The 17,896-nt window shown below is 63.2% G+C and carries 18 protein-coding genes; 4 read left to right on the top strand and 14 right to left on the bottom strand.

The features are described 5' to 3' along the window. Positions 1-38 precede the first annotated feature (38 nt). The 9 genes from bamA to ShzoTeo12_RS07180 form a co-directional block, all read right to left on the bottom strand. The gene (bamA, locus tag ShzoTeo12_RS07220) at positions 39-2,396 is read right to left on the bottom strand and encodes an outer membrane protein assembly factor BamA (RefSeq protein ID WP_318911894.1); all 2,358 of its coding nucleotides are present in this window, start codon (positions 2,394-2,396) and stop codon (positions 39-41) included. A gap of 237 nt (positions 2,397-2,633) precedes the next feature. After that, positions 2,634-3,767, bottom strand: a complete 1,134-nt coding sequence (gene rseP, locus ShzoTeo12_RS07215; RefSeq protein WP_318911892.1) for an RIP metalloprotease RseP — start codon at positions 3,765-3,767, stop codon at positions 2,634-2,636. Positions 3,768-3,792: 25 nt separating this feature from the next. Then, complete coding sequence (locus ShzoTeo12_RS07210; RefSeq protein ID WP_119259222.1) at positions 3,793-4,626, bottom strand: phosphatidate cytidylyltransferase; 834 nt, start codon at positions 4,624-4,626, stop codon at positions 3,793-3,795. Beyond that, complete coding sequence (locus tag ShzoTeo12_RS07205; RefSeq protein ID WP_119259223.1) at positions 4,626-5,372, bottom strand: isoprenyl transferase; 747 nt, start codon at positions 5,370-5,372, stop codon at positions 4,626-4,628. The genes ShzoTeo12_RS07210 and ShzoTeo12_RS07205 overlap by 1 nt, the downstream gene beginning before the upstream one ends. A gap of 43 nt (positions 5,373-5,415) precedes the next feature. Then, positions 5,416-5,976 (bottom strand): ribosome recycling factor, encoded by a 561-nt coding sequence (gene frr, locus ShzoTeo12_RS07200; protein WP_119259224.1) that lies wholly within the window; start codon positions 5,974-5,976, stop codon positions 5,416-5,418. 57 nt (positions 5,977-6,033) lie between these two features. After that, complete coding sequence (pyrH, locus tag ShzoTeo12_RS07195) at positions 6,034-6,756, bottom strand: UMP kinase (RefSeq protein WP_119259225.1); 723 nt, start codon at positions 6,754-6,756, stop codon at positions 6,034-6,036. Positions 6,757-6,943: 187 nt separating this feature from the next. Continuing rightward, complete coding sequence (gene tsf / locus ShzoTeo12_RS07190; protein ID WP_318911889.1) at positions 6,944-7,870, bottom strand: translation elongation factor Ts; 927 nt, start codon at positions 7,868-7,870, stop codon at positions 6,944-6,946. Positions 7,871-8,112: 242 nt separating this feature from the next. Continuing rightward, complete coding sequence (gene rpsB, locus ShzoTeo12_RS07185; protein ID WP_119259227.1) at positions 8,113-8,874, bottom strand: 30S ribosomal protein S2; 762 nt, start codon at positions 8,872-8,874, stop codon at positions 8,113-8,115. 348 nt (positions 8,875-9,222) lie between these two features. Further along, entirely contained in the window at positions 9,223-10,050 is an 828-nt protein-coding gene (locus ShzoTeo12_RS07180; RefSeq protein WP_119259228.1) for a cell envelope integrity EipB family protein, read from the bottom strand. A 146-nt stretch (positions 10,051-10,196) separates the two neighbouring features. Between ShzoTeo12_RS07180 and ShzoTeo12_RS07175 the strand changes: the two genes are divergently transcribed. From ShzoTeo12_RS07175 to ShzoTeo12_RS07160, 4 genes are read left to right on the top strand one after another with little or no spacing between them, the layout of a single operon-like run. Then, on the top strand, positions 10,197-10,661 hold the full coding sequence (locus tag ShzoTeo12_RS07175; RefSeq protein ID WP_318911886.1) for a RidA family protein: 465 nt from the start codon (positions 10,197-10,199) through the stop codon (positions 10,659-10,661). After that, positions 10,661-11,386 carry a glycerophosphodiester phosphodiesterase gene (locus ShzoTeo12_RS07170; RefSeq protein ID WP_318911884.1) on the top strand — a complete coding sequence of 242 codons (726 nt, stop codon included), beginning with the start codon at positions 10,661-10,663 and terminating at the stop codon, positions 11,384-11,386. The genes ShzoTeo12_RS07175 and ShzoTeo12_RS07170 overlap by 1 nt, the downstream gene beginning before the upstream one ends. Before the next feature lies 1 nt (position 11,387). Further along, on the top strand, positions 11,388-12,581 hold the full coding sequence (locus tag ShzoTeo12_RS07165; protein ID WP_318911883.1) for a GNAT family N-acetyltransferase: 1,194 nt from the start codon (positions 11,388-11,390) through the stop codon (positions 12,579-12,581). An 18-nt stretch (positions 12,582-12,599) separates the two neighbouring features. Next, positions 12,600-13,022: an HIT family protein gene (locus ShzoTeo12_RS07160; RefSeq protein ID WP_318911882.1), complete on the top strand. Its 423-nt coding sequence runs from the start codon at positions 12,600-12,602 to the stop codon at positions 13,020-13,022. A gap of 12 nt (positions 13,023-13,034) precedes the next feature. Here the strand turns inward: ShzoTeo12_RS07160 and ShzoTeo12_RS07155 are convergent, their stop codons facing one another. The 5 genes from ShzoTeo12_RS07155 to ShzoTeo12_RS07135 all read right to left on the bottom strand — a co-directional run bounded on the left by ShzoTeo12_RS07155 (position 13,035) and on the right by ShzoTeo12_RS07135 (position 17,660). Next, entirely contained in the window at positions 13,035-13,379 is a 345-nt protein-coding gene (locus ShzoTeo12_RS07155; RefSeq protein ID WP_119259233.1) for an AzlD domain-containing protein, read from the bottom strand. Next, positions 13,376-14,110 (bottom strand): AzlC family ABC transporter permease, encoded by a 735-nt coding sequence (locus ShzoTeo12_RS07150; protein WP_318911879.1) that lies wholly within the window; start codon positions 14,108-14,110, stop codon positions 13,376-13,378. Before ShzoTeo12_RS07150 ends, ShzoTeo12_RS07155 begins: the two co-directional genes overlap by 4 nt. A 67-nt stretch (positions 14,111-14,177) precedes the next feature. Further along, complete coding sequence (clpA, locus tag ShzoTeo12_RS07145) at positions 14,178-16,685, bottom strand: ATP-dependent Clp protease ATP-binding subunit ClpA (protein ID WP_318911877.1); 2,508 nt, start codon at positions 16,683-16,685, stop codon at positions 14,178-14,180. 9 nt (positions 16,686-16,694) lie between these two features. Further along, a complete protein-coding gene (clpS, locus tag ShzoTeo12_RS07140) occupies positions 16,695-17,045 on the bottom strand; it encodes an ATP-dependent Clp protease adapter ClpS (RefSeq protein WP_119259236.1) in 351 nt (116 codons plus the stop codon). 261 nt (positions 17,046-17,306) lie between these two features. Next, the gene (locus ShzoTeo12_RS07135; RefSeq protein WP_119259237.1) at positions 17,307-17,660 is read right to left on the bottom strand and encodes a phasin family protein; all 354 of its coding nucleotides are present in this window, start codon (positions 17,658-17,660) and stop codon (positions 17,307-17,309) included. Between the last annotated feature and the right edge of the window lie 236 nt (positions 17,661-17,896).

The following is a 17,896-nucleotide window of genomic DNA, read 5'->3' as shown; positions in this document are numbered from 1 at the left end:
CAGAACGTTCATGGTCTCACGGTTCTGGACGCGATACGTCAGAACTGGGTCGCGATGCCGAACTTGAAGCGCTGGACCTCGTCGAACTCTTCCTTCTTGATCGGGACCGCATAGTCGAAACGCAGCGGACCGAACGGCGAAGCCCAGATGATGCTGGCGCCGACGGAAGCGCGGAGGCTCATGCTGGTGCCCCAGACATTATCGCCGCCCGTCTTCACATCGTTACCGTAAAGCGTGCCCGCATCCGCGAAGACTGCGCCACGGAAACCGGAGTCACGCGGAACCAGCGGCAACGGGAATGAGGCTTCCGCGGAGACCGTGAAATAGGTCGTGCCGCCAATCGAATCCCTGTTCCCCGTACCAGTGGTCTGCCTTGCCCTCGGGCCTATACCAGCGGATTCAAAGCCACGAACGTCAGCTGCCGAAAGCGTGAACTGGTCGTAGACCTTCGTGTCGCCGAAGCCCCACATATGGCCGCCGCCGACAGCGATCGAGCCGATCACGTCCGCATCTTCCAACAGGGTATGGAAATAGCGCGCCTTACCCGTGATCTTGTAAAATTCCGAATCCCCGCCGAGGCCAGCAAATTCCTGCGTAACCTGCGCAAAGATACCGTCGCGCGGCAACGTGCGATCATCGATCGTGTCGAAAGTCAGAGTATGGGAGAGCGAAGAACGAACCCATGGGCCACCCTTAACAACATCCCAATAAGGCGACGAAAGCCTCGGATCATCAACTGGCAAGCCCGCGTCCGCGCTGTAATCCAGCTTCGTATAGTTGTACTTGAACGTCGTCGACAGATCTTCGGTGATCGGAGCCGTTACGCGAAGGGTGAACCCCTGCGAATCCAGATCATAAAAATCTTCGCTCTTGTCTTCATGTTTGAATATGTCGAAGCCCGCAGCAAGGCGGTAGCCGAGGAAATACGGCTCCGTGAAGGACAGGCTGTAGTCGCGCGAATCCGCACCGCCGCCAGCGGCAATACGGATATACTGACCGCGGCCGAGGAAGTTCTTCTCCTCGATGGAGGCTTCGAGCTTGAAGCCGCCGTCATTGCCCGTCTCGTAACCGGCGCCGATGCCGAACGAACCGGTCGACTGGTCCTGAACATCGACGATCAGAACGACGCGGTCAGCTTCGCTGCCGGGCGCCGTGGTGACGTTGACGGAGGAGAAGTAACCGAGAGCCTCGAGGCGACGCTTGGCGCGCGTGACGACTTCCTGGTTGAAGGCGTCGCCTTCACCGATATCGAACTCGCGGCGGATGACGTAGTCGCGCGTGCGGGTGTTGCCGCGAATCTCGATGCGCTCGACATAGGCGCGCTCACCCTGGTCGACGAGATAGTCGACGGCGATCGTGCCGTTGCCGAGGTCGCGGTTGCCGCGCGGCGTGACGCGAGCGAACGGATAGCCCTTCGCCGCAACACGCTGCGAAATTTCGGACATCGTGTCCTGGACGTCCTTGGCGCGGTAGACCTTGCCCGGACGGGATTCGATGAGACCCTTCAGCTCGTCGGAGTCGAGGCCTTCGACCGTCGATTCGACGTTCACGTCGCCGAAGTTGTAGCGCTGACCTTCCTCGACCGTGAAGGTCACGACATATTCGTTCGACGCTTCATCGAGAACGGCTTCCGAGGAAACGACACGGAAGTCGGCATAGCCGTTGTTGAAGTAGAACTGGCGCAGCGCCTCTTCGTCGGCGCGCAGCTTCTCCTGGCTGTAGACGTCCTTGCGGGTCAGGAACGACAGGAAGTTCGACTTCTTGGTCAGGATGACGGAACGCAGGCGGCCATTGCTGTAGGCCTGATTGCCAACGAAATTGATCTGGGAGATCTTCGTGCGATCACCTTCATCGACGACGAAGGCAAGGTTCACGCGGCCATTGCCGAGCGGATAGGTCTGCGTCGTGACGGTGGCATCGCTGCGGCCGATCGCGGCATAGGCATCGCGGATCGCCTGCTTGTCGGCTTCGATCGTCGTCTCGTTGTACGGGCCGAGCGAGCGCGAGCGGATAACGCCCTGCAGCTTGTCGTCCTTGATCTTGCGGTTGCCGTTGATGACGACTTCGTTGATCAGCTGGTTTTCGTTGACGACCACGACGAGCGTGCCGCCGGAAACCGAGATCCGAACATCCGAGAAGTAGCCGGTCGCATAGAGGCGGCGCACCGAGTCGTCGATGTCGGCATTGGAGAAGGCCTTGCCGGGCTTGATCGCAAGGTTTGCCTTGACCGTCTCGGCGCTGACGCGATCGGCACCCTGGACCTGAACGTTCCGGACGACGGCCGCCTGGGCAGCAGTGGCAGAAACCAGCGTGGCAACAGAGCCGCCCGTGACAACCAGACTCGCCGACAGTGCAACGGCAGACACGGCGTTCAAGAAGTTTGAACCAGCTTTCATCTTCACAACTTACCTTCGTTTTATCGCCCGGCAGGCATGCCCGATTCCGGACACGTTTGCCGTTTTAACCGCTTTTGCCATACAAGCAAGGTCACGCGTTAATTTCTGTTTACTTCAATTCAAACCGTGGCCCGAAGGCCACTAAATGCTTTTGAACACGGTAAACAGACCGTTAGCGCGACTGCCTCTACGATGCGGCTCCCCTTGATTCCAGTCCCGTCCGGCGGCGCCGGCTCCTCAGCCGAGCAGCATGGATATGTCGTTCCAGGTCGCAAAGACCATCAGCATGAGCACCAGCGCCATGCCGATGCGGAATGCGATCTCCTGCGCCCCGGGGCCGACAGGCCTGCCTCGGACAGCCTCCACCGCATAGAACATCAGATGGCCGCCATCAAGTACCGGCACGGGCATCAGGTTCAAAAGTCCAATGGAAACAGAGAGAACCGCGGCCAGCTGCAGCAATGCGGCAACACCGAGCGTCGCCATCTGGCCCGAAGCCTGCGCCACGCGGATCGGCCCGCCGAGCTGATCGGCCTTCATGCGCCCCGTCACGAGGTTCGAGATGTAGTCGAACGTGCCCGTCACGATATGCCAGCTCTGCACGACGCCCTGCCCGACCGCCTCGATCGGCCCGTACTCCACGATCCGGAAATTGCCGGCTTCCTGGTTGGTGACGATGCCGATCAGGCCCAGCTCGACCTTGTTGCCGAACTGGTCGGTGATCTCGGTGCGCTTGGGCACCATCGGCAGGTCGAGGTCTGCGCCGGCCCGGCGCACGGTGACGGTGATCTTCAGCTCGGGACGCACGCTGACATAGCGGCGGACGTCATCGAAGGTGGTGACCGGCATTCCGTCCAGCGCGACGAGAAGGTCGCCGGGCTGCACACCCGCCTCCGCCGCCGCGCTGTCGGGACGGACTTCCGCGACGACCGGGTCGGCGACCTGGCGGCCGTAGATGGCGAACATCACCGCAAAGATGGCGATGGCGAGGACGAAATTGGCGATCGGGCCGGCGGCGACGGTTACCGCCCTTTTCCACAGGGCCGCGCCGAGGAAGGTGCGCTTGCGCACCTCTTCCGGCAGGCCGGCAACCGACTTGTAATCGGGGATCGATGCCGGATCGTCGTCGCCGAGGAACTTCACATAGCCGCCGAGCGGAATGGCAGAGAGTTTCCAGCGCGTGCCGTGCCGGTCGGTGAAGCCGAGGAGCTCCGGCCCGAAGCCCACGGAAAAGGCGGTGATGCCGATGCCCGACCAGCGGCCGGCAAGATAGTGCCCCATCTCGTGCACGAAGACGATCAGCGTCAGCACGAGCAGGAACGGAACGATATAGCCCGTCAAAAAACCAAGGGAGCCAGCCAGCATTTCCATTGTTCCAGTCCCAAGTCCCTGGCCGTCACGGGCCGAAAAGAATGACGCCCGCCGGCGTGTTCGCGGCGCTCGAAACGATGGCATCGCCGAGCGCAATGAGGAACGCGGCGAAGCAGGCGAAAACAAGGCCGTCGACCCGGTCCATGACGCCGCCATGTCCCGGAATGAGGCGGCTCGAGTCCTTCACGCCGAAGCGGCGCTTGATGAAGGATTCGAAGAGGTCGCCGATCTGGCTGAAGACCGAAAGCACCAGCGCGATGACCGGCACCCAGAGCCCGTCCAGCGAGAAGAAGGCCATATGCAGCAACGTGCCGGCGATTACGGCCGAAATCGCCCCGCCGATGGCGCCCGACCAGGTCTTGCCCGGTGAGATCGATGGCGCGAGCTTCGGCCCGCCGATGGCCCGGCCGACGAAATAGGCAAGGATATCCGTCGCCCACACGACGGCGAAGATGAAGAGCATCGCCGCAAAGCCATGCGCGGTATCGCCGCGGATCGCGGCGAGAGAAATCACCGTAAGGCCGGAATAGGCGACACCGCCCGCGAGCCAGTTGCTTCCCTGGCTTGCCAGCGCATAGACGATCGCGAGCACGGCCGCCCCGAGAAGCACCGGCAGCGCCAGCTCATCGAAGGCGAAGACGACAAGCGCGGCGACAAGCGCGACGGAGAGCCAGCCGAAGGCGTTGGCGCGGAAATCCCTTTCGGCGAGCCGCGTCATCGTCGACCATTCGTAGTAGACGAGAAGCCCGATGGCGGCCGCCAGCACGCGGAAGGCAAGCCCACCGAGCCAGGTTGCAGCGAGCACGACGATGGCAAGGACGATGCCGGAAAGGATGCGCAGGCGCAGTTCACTCTGCATCAGGAACCTACTGCAAGGGTGGCGGCAGGCTGGAGCCCGCCGAACCGGCGCTCCCGCATGGCATAGCGGGAAAGCGCGGCGATGAAGGTCTCGCGCGAAAAATCGGGCCAGAATTCGGGAACGAACATGAGCTCGGCATAGGCGGCCTGCCAGAGCAGGAAATTCGACAGCCGCTCCTCCCCGCTGGTACGGATGACGAGGTCGGGATCGGGAATGCCGACGGTATCGAGGGAGGCGCCGATGCGCTCGGGCGTGATCGCCGCCGCATCGAGCCGGCCGGCCGCGACCTCGCCGGCAAGGTGCTGCACGGCGCGGGCAATCTCGTCGCGCGCACCGTAGTTGAAGGCGATCACCAGCGTGATGCCGGTATTGGCGCGTGTGGTCTCCTCCGCCTCCAGGAGAAGCGGCAGGATATCACCGGAAAGGTTCGTCCGGTCGCCGATGACGCGGATGCGCACATTCTGCTTGTGCAGGGTGGCAAGGTCACGCCGGATGAAGGTCTTCAGCAGCCCCATGAGGTCGGAGACCTCGCTTTGCGGACGGCTCCAGTTCTCCGAGGAGAAGGCGAAGAGCGTGAGATAGGAAATGCCGCATTCGGCCGCCGTCTTCACGGCCTCGCGCACGGCTTCCACGCCCTTGCGATGTCCCATGGCGCGCGGCAGACCGCGCGCATTCGCCCAGCGTCCGTTGCCATCCATGATGATGGCGACGTGTGCCGGTACGGTGCTGGGCGAAAGCTGGTTCATGGGCAATCCGGTGAAAAGAAACGAATGCAGGTGGCCGGCGGCCTTATACCTGCATGATTTCCTTTTCCTTCTCGGCAAGCAAGCGATCGACGTCCAAAATCACCTCGTCCGTCATCTTCTGCACCTTTTCCGACTGGCTGCGGCTCATATCCTGGCCGATATCGCCATCCTTTTCGGCTTTCTTGAGGTCGTCCATGCCGTCGCGGCGGACGTGACGGATCGCGACCTTGGCCTTCTCGGCATAGTCATGCGCGACCTTGACGAGCGACTTGCGGCGCTCTTCGTTGAGTTCGGGCAGCGGAATGCGCAGGTTCTGGCCGTCGATGATCGGATTGAGGCCGAGATTGGATTCGCGGATGCCGCGCTCGACGGCGCCGACCATGCCCTTGTCCCAGACGGAGACCGACAACATGCGGGGCTCGGGAACGGAAATGTTGGCGACCTGGTTCAGCGGCACGCGCGAACCGTAGGCCTCGACCTGCACCGGGTCGAGCACGTTAGCCGAGGCGCGGCCGGTGCGCAGCGATGCGATGTCGTTCTTGAACGCGCTGATCGCACCGTCCATGCGGCGCTTCAGCTCTTTAAGGTCGATACCTTCACTCATCGGAATACTCCCGTTTTCAGTCTTGGCTGCACGCAATGGGCGTGCACGCTTCCAGAATCAGTTGTCGGTTACGATGGTACCGCGTCCGCCGCCGGTCAATATTTCGGCAAATCCGCCCTTTTCATGGATGGAGAACACGATGATCGGAATGGAATTCTCCCGCGCCAGCGCGACGGCGGCGACGTCCATGACGGCAAGGCCCTTTTCCAACACTTCGCTGTGGGTCAGACGATCGAAGCGGGTGGCGTTCGGGTCCTTCTTCGGGTCGGCGGAATAGATGCCGTCGACCTGCGTGCCCTTGAAGATCGCCTCGGCGCCCATTTCGGCGGCGCGGAGCGCGGCGGCCGAGTCGGTCGTGAAGAACGGGTTGCCCGTGCCGCCGGCGAAGATCACCACGCGGCCGAGCGAGAGGTGATGGAGCGTCGCGCGCTGCGAAAAGCTCTCGCAGATCTCCGGCATGGCGATGGCCGAGAGGACGACGGTGTCGATGTCGAGCTTGCGCAGAGAGGTCGCCAGCGCCAGCGCGTTGATGACGGTCGCCAGCATGCCCATGTGGTCACCGGTGACGCGGTCGCCGCCCTTGGAAGCAACGGCAACGCCGCGGAAGATATTGCCCCCGCCGACGACGACGCCGACTTCGACGCCGAGGGCGCGGGCTTCCGCGATGTCGGAGGCGATGCGGTCGGCGACGGCGACGTCGATGCCGAAGCCCTGCGATCCCATCAGCGCCTCGCCGGAGGCTTTCAGCAGAACACGTTTGTAGATTGGCTTGGCAGTCATTGTCGCTCCTGAACTCGTGCGCCTGCTCGCCCGATCCGGCCGCCGGGCGGGAACCGAGGGAGGGTCCGCGCAGGGCAGCCTTGGCCGCAGAGAAATTTCGGGGCAGGCATTTCGGCAAGCCGGATACACGAAGGGCGCCGCGTTGTCACGCGGCGCCCTCACCTTTTCCCAAACGGGATTAAGGAAATCAGCCCTTGGCGGCGGCTGCGACTTCGGCGGCGAAGTCCGACTCTTCCTTCTCGACGCCTTCGCCGAGCAGGAGGCGGGCCATGCCCGTGACTTCGATCGGCGCGCCGACGGTCTTTTCAGCTTCCTTGACGGCAGCGCCGACCGTGAGGTCGGGGTTCATGACGAAGGCCTGCGACAGCAGGGCGACTTCCTCGAAGAACTTGCGCATGCGGCCTTCGACCATCTTCTCGATGATGTTGTCCGGCTTGCCGGAAGCGCGGGACTGCTCGATGAAGACGTTGCGTTCGCGTTCGGCAACGGCGGCATCGACTTCCTCGGCGCGGATGGCGAGCGGAGCCGTTGCAGCAATGTGCATGGCGACCTGGCGGCCGACGGCGTTCAGGGCTTCCTTGTCGCCGGTCGACTTCAGCGCGACGAGAACGCCGAGCTTGCCGAGGCCGTCAGCGGCGGCATTGTGGATGTAGGTCGCGACGACGCCGTCTTCGACCGACAGGGCAGCCGAGCGGCGCAGGTTCATGTTCTCGCCGATGGTGGCGACGGCGTCCTTGATGGTGTCGGTAACCGACTTGCCGGTTGCCGGGTAGATGGCGGCGCCAACGGCTTCGACGGTGCCGTCGGTGCCGAGCGCAACGTCGGCAACGCCGCGAACCATGCCCTGGAAGGCATCGTTGCGGGCGACGAAGTCGGTCTCGGAGTTGACTTCGACGACGACGGCCTTGGTGCCGGCGCTTGCAACGCCGATGAGGCCTTCGGCAGCCGTACGGCCCGACTTCTTGTCGGCCTTGGCGATGCCCTTGGCGCGCAGCCAGTCGATTGCCGCTTCGATGTCGCCGTTGTTTTCAGCCAGCGCCTTCTTGCAGTCCATCATGCCTGCGCCGGACTTTTCGCGCAGTTCCTTCACCAGTGCAGCGGTGATTTCAGCCATTGTGAGCCTCTTGTCGGTTCTTGTTGCGTATCGCCGGAAAACCTCGGCGAACTCAAGGTTTTGGGAACGAATGTACCCGGAAATATGACAGGGTGATGAAGATCACCGCCGGCCTGCCGCGTGACCGCGACCCGATGGATCGGCGCGGACAGGCCCTTCAAACAGGCCGAGGCCAGGGATCGTCTCTCTGGCCTCGGTCGAACAGGAAAGCGGGAGCGAAAGGCTTCGCTCCGCCCTTGGCCTTAAGCTTCGGCTTCGAGAGCCGGCTCGACCGGAGCTTCGGCGGAGGCGCCGAGGTCACGGCCCGAAGCGCCCTGCTGGCGAGCGATGCCGTCGATGGCAGCGCGGGCGATCAGGTCGCAGTAGAGGGCGATGGCGCGCGAGGCGTCGTCGTTGCCGGGGATCGGGAAGTCGATCGGGTCCGGGTCGCAGTTCGAGTCGATGATGGCGACGACCGGGATGCCGAGACGCTTGGCTTCCTGGATCGCGATCGATTCCTTGTTGGTGTCGATGATGAACATCAGGTCCGGGGTGCCGCCCATGTCGCGGATACCGCCGAGAGCCTTTTCAAGCTTCTCGCGCTCGCGCTCGAGGGTCAGGCGTTCCTTCTTGGAATAGCCGGAGCCTTCCGAGGACAGGATCTCGTCGAGCTTGCGCAGGCGCTGGATCGAGTTGGAGATCGTCTTCCAGTTCGTCAGCATGCCGCCGAGCCAGCGGGAGTTGACGTAGTACTGGGCCGAACGCTTGGCAGCATCGGCGATGATCTCGGATGCCTGGCGCTTCGTGCCGACGAAGAGAACGCGGCCGCCGCCGGCTACCGTGTCGGACACGACCTGAAGGGCGCGCGACAGCAGCGGAACGGTCTGTGCCAGGTCGATGATGTGAACGTTGTTGCGGTCGCCGAAGATGTACGGCTTCATCTTCGGGTTCCAGCGGTGGGTCTGGTGGCCGAAGTGAACGCCGGCTTCCAGAAGCTGGCGCATAGAGAAATCGGGCAATGCCATGCCTAGTTATCCTTTTCCGGTTGAACCTCCGCAAGGCGAACAGCACTTCCTTCGGAAATGCCACCGGGCGGAAAGGCCCGGATTTCTCCCGGACGATCCCATGCCTCACGTGTGGAATGAGCGGCCCTTTAACCGCAGTTTCCCGGCAAATCAAGGGCCGCGAGGTAAAAAAGACACTTCCTGCGCGGTTTCGCCCCTCATCCGCCTGCCGGCACCTTCTCCCCGCAAGCGGGGAGAAGGAGATATGCCTCACCCGTTTCGCCGAACGATTCCCATTGGTGGGACAAGTCCCCTCTCCCCGTTTGCGGGGAGAGGGTTAGGGTGAGGGGCAACCTAGCGTCGCCGGCCTTACTTGCACTCCTGCTGCTTGAACAGCTCCAGCTTTGCGAGCTTGCCGGTCAGCGAGAACTCGCCGTAATCCATGGTGAGGTCGCGCGTGATGCCGTTCTCGTAGAGCTTGAAGGACATGCGGTAGACAGGCAGCGCATCGCCCTCGCTGGTGTCGTTGTAATAGGCGATGGAGACCGGCCAGAAGGCTTCCCTGGCGAAGACGCCCGCCTTGTCGGCGTCCGGATCGCCGGCCTTCGGCATCTCCTTCTTGCCGACGACGGAGGTGGTCATCAGCGTCTTGTCGCCCGAATCCGAACCGTCATAGATGCGCGATTCGAAGAAATGCTCGCCTTTCCTCGCATGCGCGATCACCTCCACCATGTGTTCGGTCGGAAAGCGGCTGGCGGCGAGCTCCAGTTTTCTCGCGTCCGGTGCGGTCAGGTCGACGCTGACGCCCTTCTTGTCCTCGCGCGCCGTGCCCCGCACTTCCTTGTCCAGCTTCTCGTCGGTGAAGGAGCGGGTGAGGAAGCGGAAGCTGCCGTTCTTCAGGTCCTCATAGGTGGTCGTCTGCTGGTCGGTGAGCCGCGTCTCGTCGCCGGTATTGACCTGCGTGACGAAGCGGAAGCTCACCGTATAGCCGTCGCAGGGGCTGCCGTTGAACTCATAGACCATGCGGCCGTACATGCCGGCGATGCCCGAGCGCTCGGTCGCATCCTTGAGCTGGAGGTCGTAGACGGCGCGGTGCGGCGCAAGCCCGCTCGCCGGATTGGCAAGGGCGTCGGTAATGCCGCTGCCGGCGAAGCATGCCCCGGCTGTGAGCGCCGCGACAAAGGCTGAACGAAACATCCGTTTCCTCCTGTTGAAACCGACGGCGATGTTATAAGAACTCTTCCGGCAAAAGCGAGGCAATATCCACGCCTTGCCATATTCATTTCCCACAGTGCGGCATACCCCGCCGCAACGCCCCTCAAGAGCCCGGAACGGAGACCGCAATGTCCGCTGAAATCGAAAACCGCGTCAAGGAACTGGGCTACGACATCCCCGTTGCGGCGGCGCCCGCGGCCAACTACGTGCCCTTCGTCATCAGCGGCAATATCCTTCATATTTCCGGCCAGTTGCCGATGCTGGAAGGCAAGCTCGCCTATACCGGCCATCTCGGCAGGAATGTCGACGTCCCGGCCGGCCAGAAGGCGGCGGAACTGTGCGCCCTCGGCCTCCTCGCGCAAGCCAAGGCCGCGCTCGGCGACCTCTCGCGCATCAGGCGCATCATCAAGATCAACGGCTTCGTCGCCTCCGCGCCCGATTTCGTCGAGCAGCACCTCGTCATCAACGGCGCATCCAACTTCCTCGTCGGCGCGCTCGGCGATGCCGGCAAACATGCCCGCGCCGCCGTCGGCATGGCCTCCCTCCCCCTCAACGCCGCCGTCGAGATCGACGCGATCATGGAAATCGCCTGATGTCCAAGTTCAACTGGCTGACCGAACGGCCCATCGCCCACCGCGGTTATCACGATCTCAACCGGAACGTCTGGGAAAACACGCTCTCGGCCTTCGCCCGCGCCGCCGATGCCGGCTTTTCCATCGAATGCGACCTGCAATATTCGGCCGATGCCATTCCAGTCGTCTTCCATGACGACAACCTCAAGCGCCTCTGCGGCATCGATGGCGACGTGCGCCAGCGCACCGCCGCCGAGCTCGGCCTGCTGACCATCGGCGGCACGGCGGATCGCATCCCGACGCTCCGCCAGCTCCTCGACCTTGTGAAGGGCCGCGTGCCCATCGTGCTGGAGCTGAAGGGCCGCAAGGGCGACGACGACGGCTTCGCCATGGCCGTGCTCGACGCCATCGAGGACTACGAAGGCCCCATCGCCCTGATGAGCTTCGACCAATGGCTGCTGCAGGACCTCAAAGCGATCGGCACCAACCGGCCCGTCGGCCTGACGGCGGAAGGCCAGCGCCCGGAGAATTTCGCCGTGCACGAGGAGGCAATGCAGCTCGGACTCGACTTCATCTCCTATTACTATGGCCACCTGCCGAACGCCTTCATCAGCCGCCAGCGCGACCTCGGCGTGAAGATCATCACCTGGACCGTGCACGACGACGAAGCGCGCACGATCACGGCCAACAACGCGGACCAGATGACCTTCGAGGGCTTCGATCCGCGCGAGCCGCTGACCGCCTGACATGACGGAGGCGGTGCGCATCCGTGTCGAAACGAGCTTCGCCGATATCCCGGCGGAGGACTGGGGGCGCCTTGCCGGCGCCTCTAGGGGCGATGCGCGCGAACCCTACAATCCCTTCGTCAGCCATGCCTTCCTGTCTTCACTGGAAGAATCGGGCTGCGCCGTCGCCGAGACCGGCTGGCTCGGCCAGCACCTGCTGCTGGAGGGCGAGGACGGCGCGCTGCGCGGCGCCCTGCCCGTCTATCTCAAGAGCCACAGCCAGGGCGAATATGTTTTCGACCACGGCTGGGCCGACGCCTTCGAGCGCGCCGGCGGGCGCTACTATCCGAAACTCCAGGCGTCCGTACCCTTCACGCCTGCGACCGGCCCTCGCCTGCTTCACCGCACGGGCGAACCCGTCGTGGAAACGCAGGCCGCACTTGCCGAAGGCCTGAAGGAACTGACCCGGCGGCACGGCGCCTCCTCCGCCCACGCGACCTTCGTGCCGGAGACGGAAATGCCGGTCTTCGAGGCTGCGGGCTATTTGCACCGCACCGACCAGCAGTTCCATTTCATCAATGCCGGCTACGGCGCCTATGAGGGTTTCCTCGAAACGCTCGCCTCCCGCAAGCGCAAGGCGCTGAAGAAGGAGCGCCGGGCGGCGCTGGAGCACGGCATCGAGATCGACTGGCTGACCGGCAGCGACCTGACCGAAGATATCTGGGACCAGTTCTTCGCCTTCTACATGGACACCGGCAGCCGCAAATGGGGCCGGCCCTATCTCAACCGCCGCTTCTACAGCCTGATCGGCGAGCGCATGGCGGACGACATCCTCCTCGTCATGGCACGGCGCGAGGGCCGCTACATCGCCGGCGCGATCAACTTCATCGGCGGCGACACGCTCTTCGGCCGCCACTGGGGCTGCATCGAGGATCATCCCTTCCTGCATTTCGAGGTCTGCTACCACCAGGCCATCGACTTCGCGATCGAGAAGCGGCTCACGCGCGTCGAGGCCGGGGCGCAGGGTGAGCACAAGCTGGCGCGCGGCTACCTGCCCGTCACCACCCATTCCGCCCATTACATCGCTCATGCCGGCCTTCGCCGCGCCGTTGCCGACTATCTCGAACGCGAGCGGCAAGATGTCGAGATGATGGGCGACTATCTTGCCGAACACGGCCCTTTCCGCCGTGGCGAAAACCACGACGACACCGACTGACCTGACCGGGAGACAAGCATGACCGCCTACGACCCCAACAATATCTTCGCGAAGATCCTGCGCGGCGAGATTCCCTCGCACCGCGTCTATGAGGACGAGAATGCCGTCGCCTTCATGGATGTCATGCCGCAGGCCAACGGCCACACGCTCGTCATCCCCAAGACGCCTTCGCGCAACATCCTCGATGCGGACCCGCAGACCCTCGCCCGCCTCATGCCGGTGGTGCAGAAGGTGGCGGTCGCCGCGAAGGAGGCATTCGAGGCGGATGGCGTGACGGTCATCCAGTTCAACGAGCCGGCCGCCGGCCAGACCGTCTATCACCTGCATTTCCACGTCATCCCGCGCATCGAGGGCCTGCCGCTCAAGCCCCATTCCGGCACGATGGAAGACCAGGGCGTGCTGGCCGCCAATGCGGAAAAGCTGCGCAACGCGCTGACGTGACCGTCCGCGCCGTCAGGCGCCGAGAAGTGCGAGCCCCGCGGCCAGGAAGGCCATGGCCGCGGCGATGCCGAGGATCTGCCGGAAGCGGCCGCCGAAGAAAAATGCGGCCGCACCGAAGGCCACCGCGCCCAGCCGCAGCCAGAGCGGCGAGCTCGTGAGCGTGCCGGTCGGAAAGAAGATCATCTTGGCGATGACGGCCGCCACCAGCGCCGTCGCCACCGCCCGCACCCAGTTCAAAAGCTCCGAACGCTCGTCGATGCGGTTGCCGACGAGAACGCCGGCCCAGCGCCAGAAATCGGTCGCGAGCCAGCCGGCGACGGCGATGTAGACATAGGGCCAATATCCCTCGAAACTCATCGGACCGCCTCCCGCCGGCGCAACATGCGCTCGCCCCACCATGCCAGCGTGCCGCCCACGATGCCGGCAAGCAGGATGTCATATTCCGGCGCAATCACCGCGAAGAGCCAGCCGAGCGCAAGACCGATGCCGAGCGCCCAGTAGATCACGCGATGGCGTGCGGAAATCCAGATCGAGGTGAGGAAATAGACCGGCGTCAGGAAGAACAGGCAGCCGGAGACGAGCGGAGGAAATTCCGACACGGCGCCATAGACGAGGCCGACGAGCACGATATTGGTGGTGGTCAGCGTGATGCCGAAGCCGGCGAAGAAGGCGAGCCGGCCGGCGCGCGGCACGTCGCGCACCCTTTCCATCGCAAAGACCCAGGCCGTGATGGCGACGAAATGGGAAACGAGCAGCAGAAGCCAGGTCGGCGTGCGACTGGTGCGGATCTCCGGCACCAGCGAGGCCACCATCGGCATCATCCGCACGGAAGAGAGCGTGACGGCGATGAAGGCCGTCGCGATATGCGCGCCCGACAACATCGAGCCGACGAGGATGACCTTGGCTGGCAGCGCCCAGATGATGCCCGTCATGAACATCACCTGCCCGACCGGGATCTTCGCCTCCGCCGTGAAGGCGGCGAAGCCGACGAAGGAGAGCATCAGGATGATGGCCGGCAGGCTGAAAAGGCCGCGCATGCCGAGAAGAAACCAGTGCATCTGGGATTGAGGTTCTGCCCCGGCGGTCATTCGAATCTCTTGCTGCAAAAAGAAAGCCGGGCAGTTTCCTGCCCGGCCGGTACGATTTGTAAAGCCGTTATTTCTTGCGCGGCACCTTCGGAACCGTGCCGGACTTGCGCGGCGGCTCGTCCTTGGGCTCCGTGGCCTTGGCCTCGGTCGCCTTCTTCGGCGACCGCGCTTTGGCCGGCGCTGCCTCGGCGGCGACGGTTTCCTTCGCCTTGCGCGGCTTCGCCTTCTTGGCTGCGGCCTCCTCGATCTCGGCCTTCGGCTTGATCGGCGCGGTCTCCGGCACGGCGTCGAGGATCAGGCCCTTCGAGCCGTCTTCCTTGGTACCGACCGAGACGCGGACGACGCCGCCCTTCTTGAGCTTGCCGAAGAGGATTTCGTCGGCGAGCTTCTTCTTGATGTTCTCCTGGATGACGCGAGCCAGCGGACGAGCGCCCATCTTCTCGTCGTAACCCTTCTCTGCCAGCCAGGCTATCGCCTCGGACTGAAGGTCGAAGGTGACGTTGCGCTCGGCAAGCTGGGTTTCCAGTTGCATGACGAACTTCTGCACGACCTGATGGATGACCGGCGTCGGCAGCGAGCCGAACGGGATGATCGCATCGAGGCGGTTGCGGAATTCCGGCGTGAACAGGCGGTTGATCGCCTCCATGTCCTCGCCCTCGCGCTTGGACGAGCCGAAGCCGATGGCGGCCTTGGCCATGTCCGATGCGCCCGCATTGGTCGTCATGATCAGGATGACGTTGCGGAAGTCGATCTTCTTGCCGTTATGATCGGTCAGAGAGCCGTGGTCCATGACCTGCAACAGGATGTTGTAGAGGTCCGGATGCGCCTTCTCGATCTCGTCGAGCAGCAGCACGCAATGCGGATGCTGGTCGACGCCGTCGGTCAAAAGGCCGCCCTGGTCGAAGCCGACATAGCCGGGAGGTGCCCCGAGCAGGCGCGAGACCGTGTGCCGCTCCATGTATTCCGACATGTCGAAGCGCAGGAGCTCGACGCCGAGCGAGCTTGCAAGCTGCTTGGCGACTTCCGTCTTGCCGACGCCCGTGGGGCCGGAGAACAGGTAGCAGCCGATCGGCTTGTTCGGCTCGCGAAGGCCGGCACGCGACAGCTTGATTGCCGAGGCCAACGCCTCGATGGCGAGGTCCTGGCCGTAGACGACCGAGCGCAGCTCCTTCTCGAGATTGGCGAGCACCTGCTCGTCGTCCTTCGAGACGGTCTTCGGCGGAATGCGGGCCATGGTGGCGATCGTCGCCTCGATCTCCTTCTCGGTGATCAGCTTGCGGCGTTTTCCGGCGGGCAGCAGCATCTGGGCCGCGCCGGTCTCGTCGATCACGTCGATCGCCTTGTCCGGCAGCTTGCGGTCGTTGATGTAGCGCGCCGAAAGCTCGACGGCCGTCTTGATCGCCTCGTTGGAATAGCGAAGCTTGTGATATTCCTCGAAATAGGGCTTGAGGCCCTTCATGATCTCGATCGTGTCGTCGATGGTCGGCTCGTTCACGTCGATCTTCTGGAAGCGGCGGACGAGCGCCCGGTCCTTCTCGAAGAACTGGCGGTATTCCTTGTAGGTCGTCGAGCCGATGCAGCGGATCGCGCCGGAGGAGAGCGCGGGCTTCAGGAGGTTCGACGCATCCATCGCACCGCCGGAGGTTGCCCCTGCGCCGATGACGGTATGAATCTCATCGATGAACAGCACGGCGCCCGGATACTCTTCGAGTTCCTTGACGACCTGCTTCAGGCGCTCCTCGAAGTCGCCGCGATAGCGCGTGCCGGCAAGCAGCGTGCCCATGTCGAGCGAGAAGATCGTGGCATCGGCCAGCGCTTCCGGCACCTTGCCCTCGACGATGCGCTTGGCGAGGCCCTCGGCGATGGCCGTCTTGCCGACGCCGGGATCGCCCACATAGAGCGGGTTGTTCTTGGAGCGGCGGCAGAGCACCTGGATCGTGCGGTTGACCTCGGCATGACGGCCGATCAGCGGGTCGATCTTGCCGTTCTTCGCCTTCTCGTTGAGGTTCACGCAATAGGCCGTGAGGGCGTCCTGCTTCTTGGCGGACTCCTCCTGCTCATTACCACCCCGCTGCTGCTTCGGCTCGCTGTCGGCCTCCTCGCTGCCGCGGACCGTCCGCTGCTCGGTGGAGCCGGGCCGCTTGCCGATGCCGTGCGAGATGAAATTGACGGCGTCGTAGCGCGTCATCTCCTGCTCCTGCAGGAAATAGGCGGCATGGCTCTCGCGCTCGGCGAAGATCGCGACGAGCACATTGGCGCCGGTCACTTCCTCGCGGCCGGACGACTGGACATGGATCACCGCGCGCTGGATGACGCGCTGGAAGCCGGAGGTCGGCTTGGAATCCTCCTCGTAGCCCGTCACGAGGTTTGCGAGGTCATGGTCGACATAGTCGGTGACGGTCTTGCGCAGGACATCGAGATTGACGTTGCAGGCGCCCATCACGGCGGCCGCATCGGCGTCGTCGATCAGCGCGAGCAGAAGGTGTTCGAGCGTCGCATATTCGTGATGGCGCTCGTTCGCGTAGGTCAGTGCCTGATGGAGGGCCTTTTCAAGGCTGGCAGAAAATGTTGGCACGTTCGTTCCTCATTTCTTTTCCATGACACATTGCAGCGGGTGCTGGTGCTGGCGGGAGAAATCCATCACCTGTGTCACTTTGGTTTCGGCAACCTCGTAGGTGAACACGCCACACTCGCCTACGCCGTGATTGTGCACATGCAGCATGATCCGCGTGGCCGCTTCCCGGTCCTTCTGGAAGAAACGCTCCAGAATGTGGATCACGAACTCCATGGGAGTATAATCATCGTTCAGCAGCAGGACGCGGTAGAGGCTCGGCTTCTTGGTCTTTGGCTTCGTGCGGGTAATGACCGAGGTGCTGCGACCGGGAGTGTCGCCGCCCTCATCGCCATCCTGCATCCGAACCCGTCTCACTTCCATGCGTGTTCATTCCCTTGATTACAGTCGCTTGCTCCGGTGCGTTCGCCCGAGGCTGCCATCTGGAACTGTTATCTAATGTCTCGACACACGATTGTAAGACCCCTGCTTCGCACTGCAATCATAATCGCCGGCCATCCGAAGGAAATAGCGAAATTTGGCTTCACTGCGTCAGCCTCGCGCAATCCCGGAACGCGGAAAGGCCGGCCGCGGTTGCCCGCAGCCGGCCCATAAACGCTATGCGCGTAAGACTTTACCGGTCGATCAGGCCGCGACGGCGGCCTTGGCAGCGGCGGTCGCCTTGGCAACCGGCGCCTCGTAGGGCTTGTAGGCGCCCTTGGCGAGATCGGCATACATTTCGCCGAGCTTGGTGGCTTCGGCGACGAAGCCTTCGTAGGAGGACTTCACAAAGGCGGTCTGCAGTTCGAGAGCGGCTTCGACGCTCTTGACGCCGCTGAGCTTCTCGAAGTGAGCGAGGCCGTCCTCGAAGGACTTCTTGGAATAGTCCGCGGTTTCGGTTGCGATGGCCTGCATGCCCTTGGCAACGGTCGTGTAGCTCTTGACGATCGTGTCAACCGCTTCCTTGTTCTTCTTGCTTGCCTCGTCGAAATTGAACATCGAAGTCTCCTTTGGATCCCGGTGAGTGGCCTGAAAACTATATGCAGCGCACAAAAAAGTCAATATCGATGCTGCAATGCAATATTCCATAAGCAAAGCAAGATGTTGCGCGATAGGTATGATCATTGCGCTTCGCAAACGGCGATTTTGTCGCAAAACGATCATGAAATGGGCCGGCAGCGCCCCAAACGAAAAAGCCCGGCGCCAAGGGCAGCCGGGCCTTTGTCACTGCGAAA

Source organism: Shinella zoogloeoides, assembly GCF_033705735.1.
Classification (GTDB): Bacteria; Pseudomonadota; Alphaproteobacteria; order Rhizobiales; family Rhizobiaceae; genus Shinella; species Shinella zoogloeoides_A.
This window is presented reverse-complemented; position numbering and strand designations above follow the sequence as displayed.

What these genes read in the sequence shown, in the direction of transcription:
- bamA (WP_318911894.1), bottom strand. Translation starts at nt 2,396, where the DNA reads ATGAAAGCTGGTTCAAACTTCTTGAACGCCGTGTCTGCCGTTGCACTG.
- rseP (WP_318911892.1), bottom strand. Translation starts at nt 3,767, where the DNA reads ATGGAAATGCTGGCTGGCTCCCTTGGTTTTTTGACGGGCTATATCGTT.
- ShzoTeo12_RS07210 (WP_119259222.1), bottom strand. Translation starts at nt 4,626, where the DNA reads ATGCAGAGTGAACTGCGCCTGCGCATCCTTTCCGGCATCGTCCTTGCC.
- ShzoTeo12_RS07205 (WP_119259223.1), bottom strand. Translation starts at nt 5,372, where the DNA reads ATGAACCAGCTTTCGCCCAGCACCGTACCGGCACACGTCGCCATCATC.
- frr (WP_119259224.1), bottom strand. Translation starts at nt 5,976, where the DNA reads ATGAGTGAAGGTATCGACCTTAAAGAGCTGAAGCGCCGCATGGACGGT.
- pyrH (WP_119259225.1), bottom strand. Translation starts at nt 6,756, where the DNA reads ATGACTGCCAAGCCAATCTACAAACGTGTTCTGCTGAAAGCCTCCGGC.
- tsf (WP_318911889.1), bottom strand. Translation starts at nt 7,870, where the DNA reads ATGGCTGAAATCACCGCTGCACTGGTGAAGGAACTGCGCGAAAAGTCC.
- rpsB (WP_119259227.1), bottom strand. Translation starts at nt 8,874, where the DNA reads ATGGCATTGCCCGATTTCTCTATGCGCCAGCTTCTGGAAGCCGGCGTT.
- ShzoTeo12_RS07180 (WP_119259228.1), bottom strand. Translation starts at nt 10,050, where the DNA reads ATGTTTCGTTCAGCCTTTGTCGCGGCGCTCACAGCCGGGGCATGCTTC.
- ShzoTeo12_RS07175 (WP_318911886.1), top strand. Translation starts at nt 10,197, where the DNA reads ATGTCCGCTGAAATCGAAAACCGCGTCAAGGAACTGGGCTACGACATC.
- ShzoTeo12_RS07170 (WP_318911884.1), top strand. Translation starts at nt 10,661, where the DNA reads ATGTCCAAGTTCAACTGGCTGACCGAACGGCCCATCGCCCACCGCGGT.
- ShzoTeo12_RS07165 (WP_318911883.1), top strand. Translation starts at nt 11,388, where the DNA reads ATGACGGAGGCGGTGCGCATCCGTGTCGAAACGAGCTTCGCCGATATC.
- ShzoTeo12_RS07160 (WP_318911882.1), top strand. Translation starts at nt 12,600, where the DNA reads ATGACCGCCTACGACCCCAACAATATCTTCGCGAAGATCCTGCGCGGC.
- ShzoTeo12_RS07155 (WP_119259233.1), bottom strand. Translation starts at nt 13,379, where the DNA reads ATGAGTTTCGAGGGATATTGGCCCTATGTCTACATCGCCGTCGCCGGC.
- ShzoTeo12_RS07150 (WP_318911879.1), bottom strand. Translation starts at nt 14,110, where the DNA reads ATGACCGCCGGGGCAGAACCTCAATCCCAGATGCACTGGTTTCTTCTC.
- clpS (WP_119259236.1), bottom strand. Translation starts at nt 17,045, where the DNA reads ATGGAAGTGAGACGGGTTCGGATGCAGGATGGCGATGAGGGCGGCGAC.
- ShzoTeo12_RS07135 (WP_119259237.1), bottom strand. Translation starts at nt 17,660, where the DNA reads ATGTTCAATTTCGACGAGGCAAGCAAGAAGAACAAGGAAGCGGTTGAC.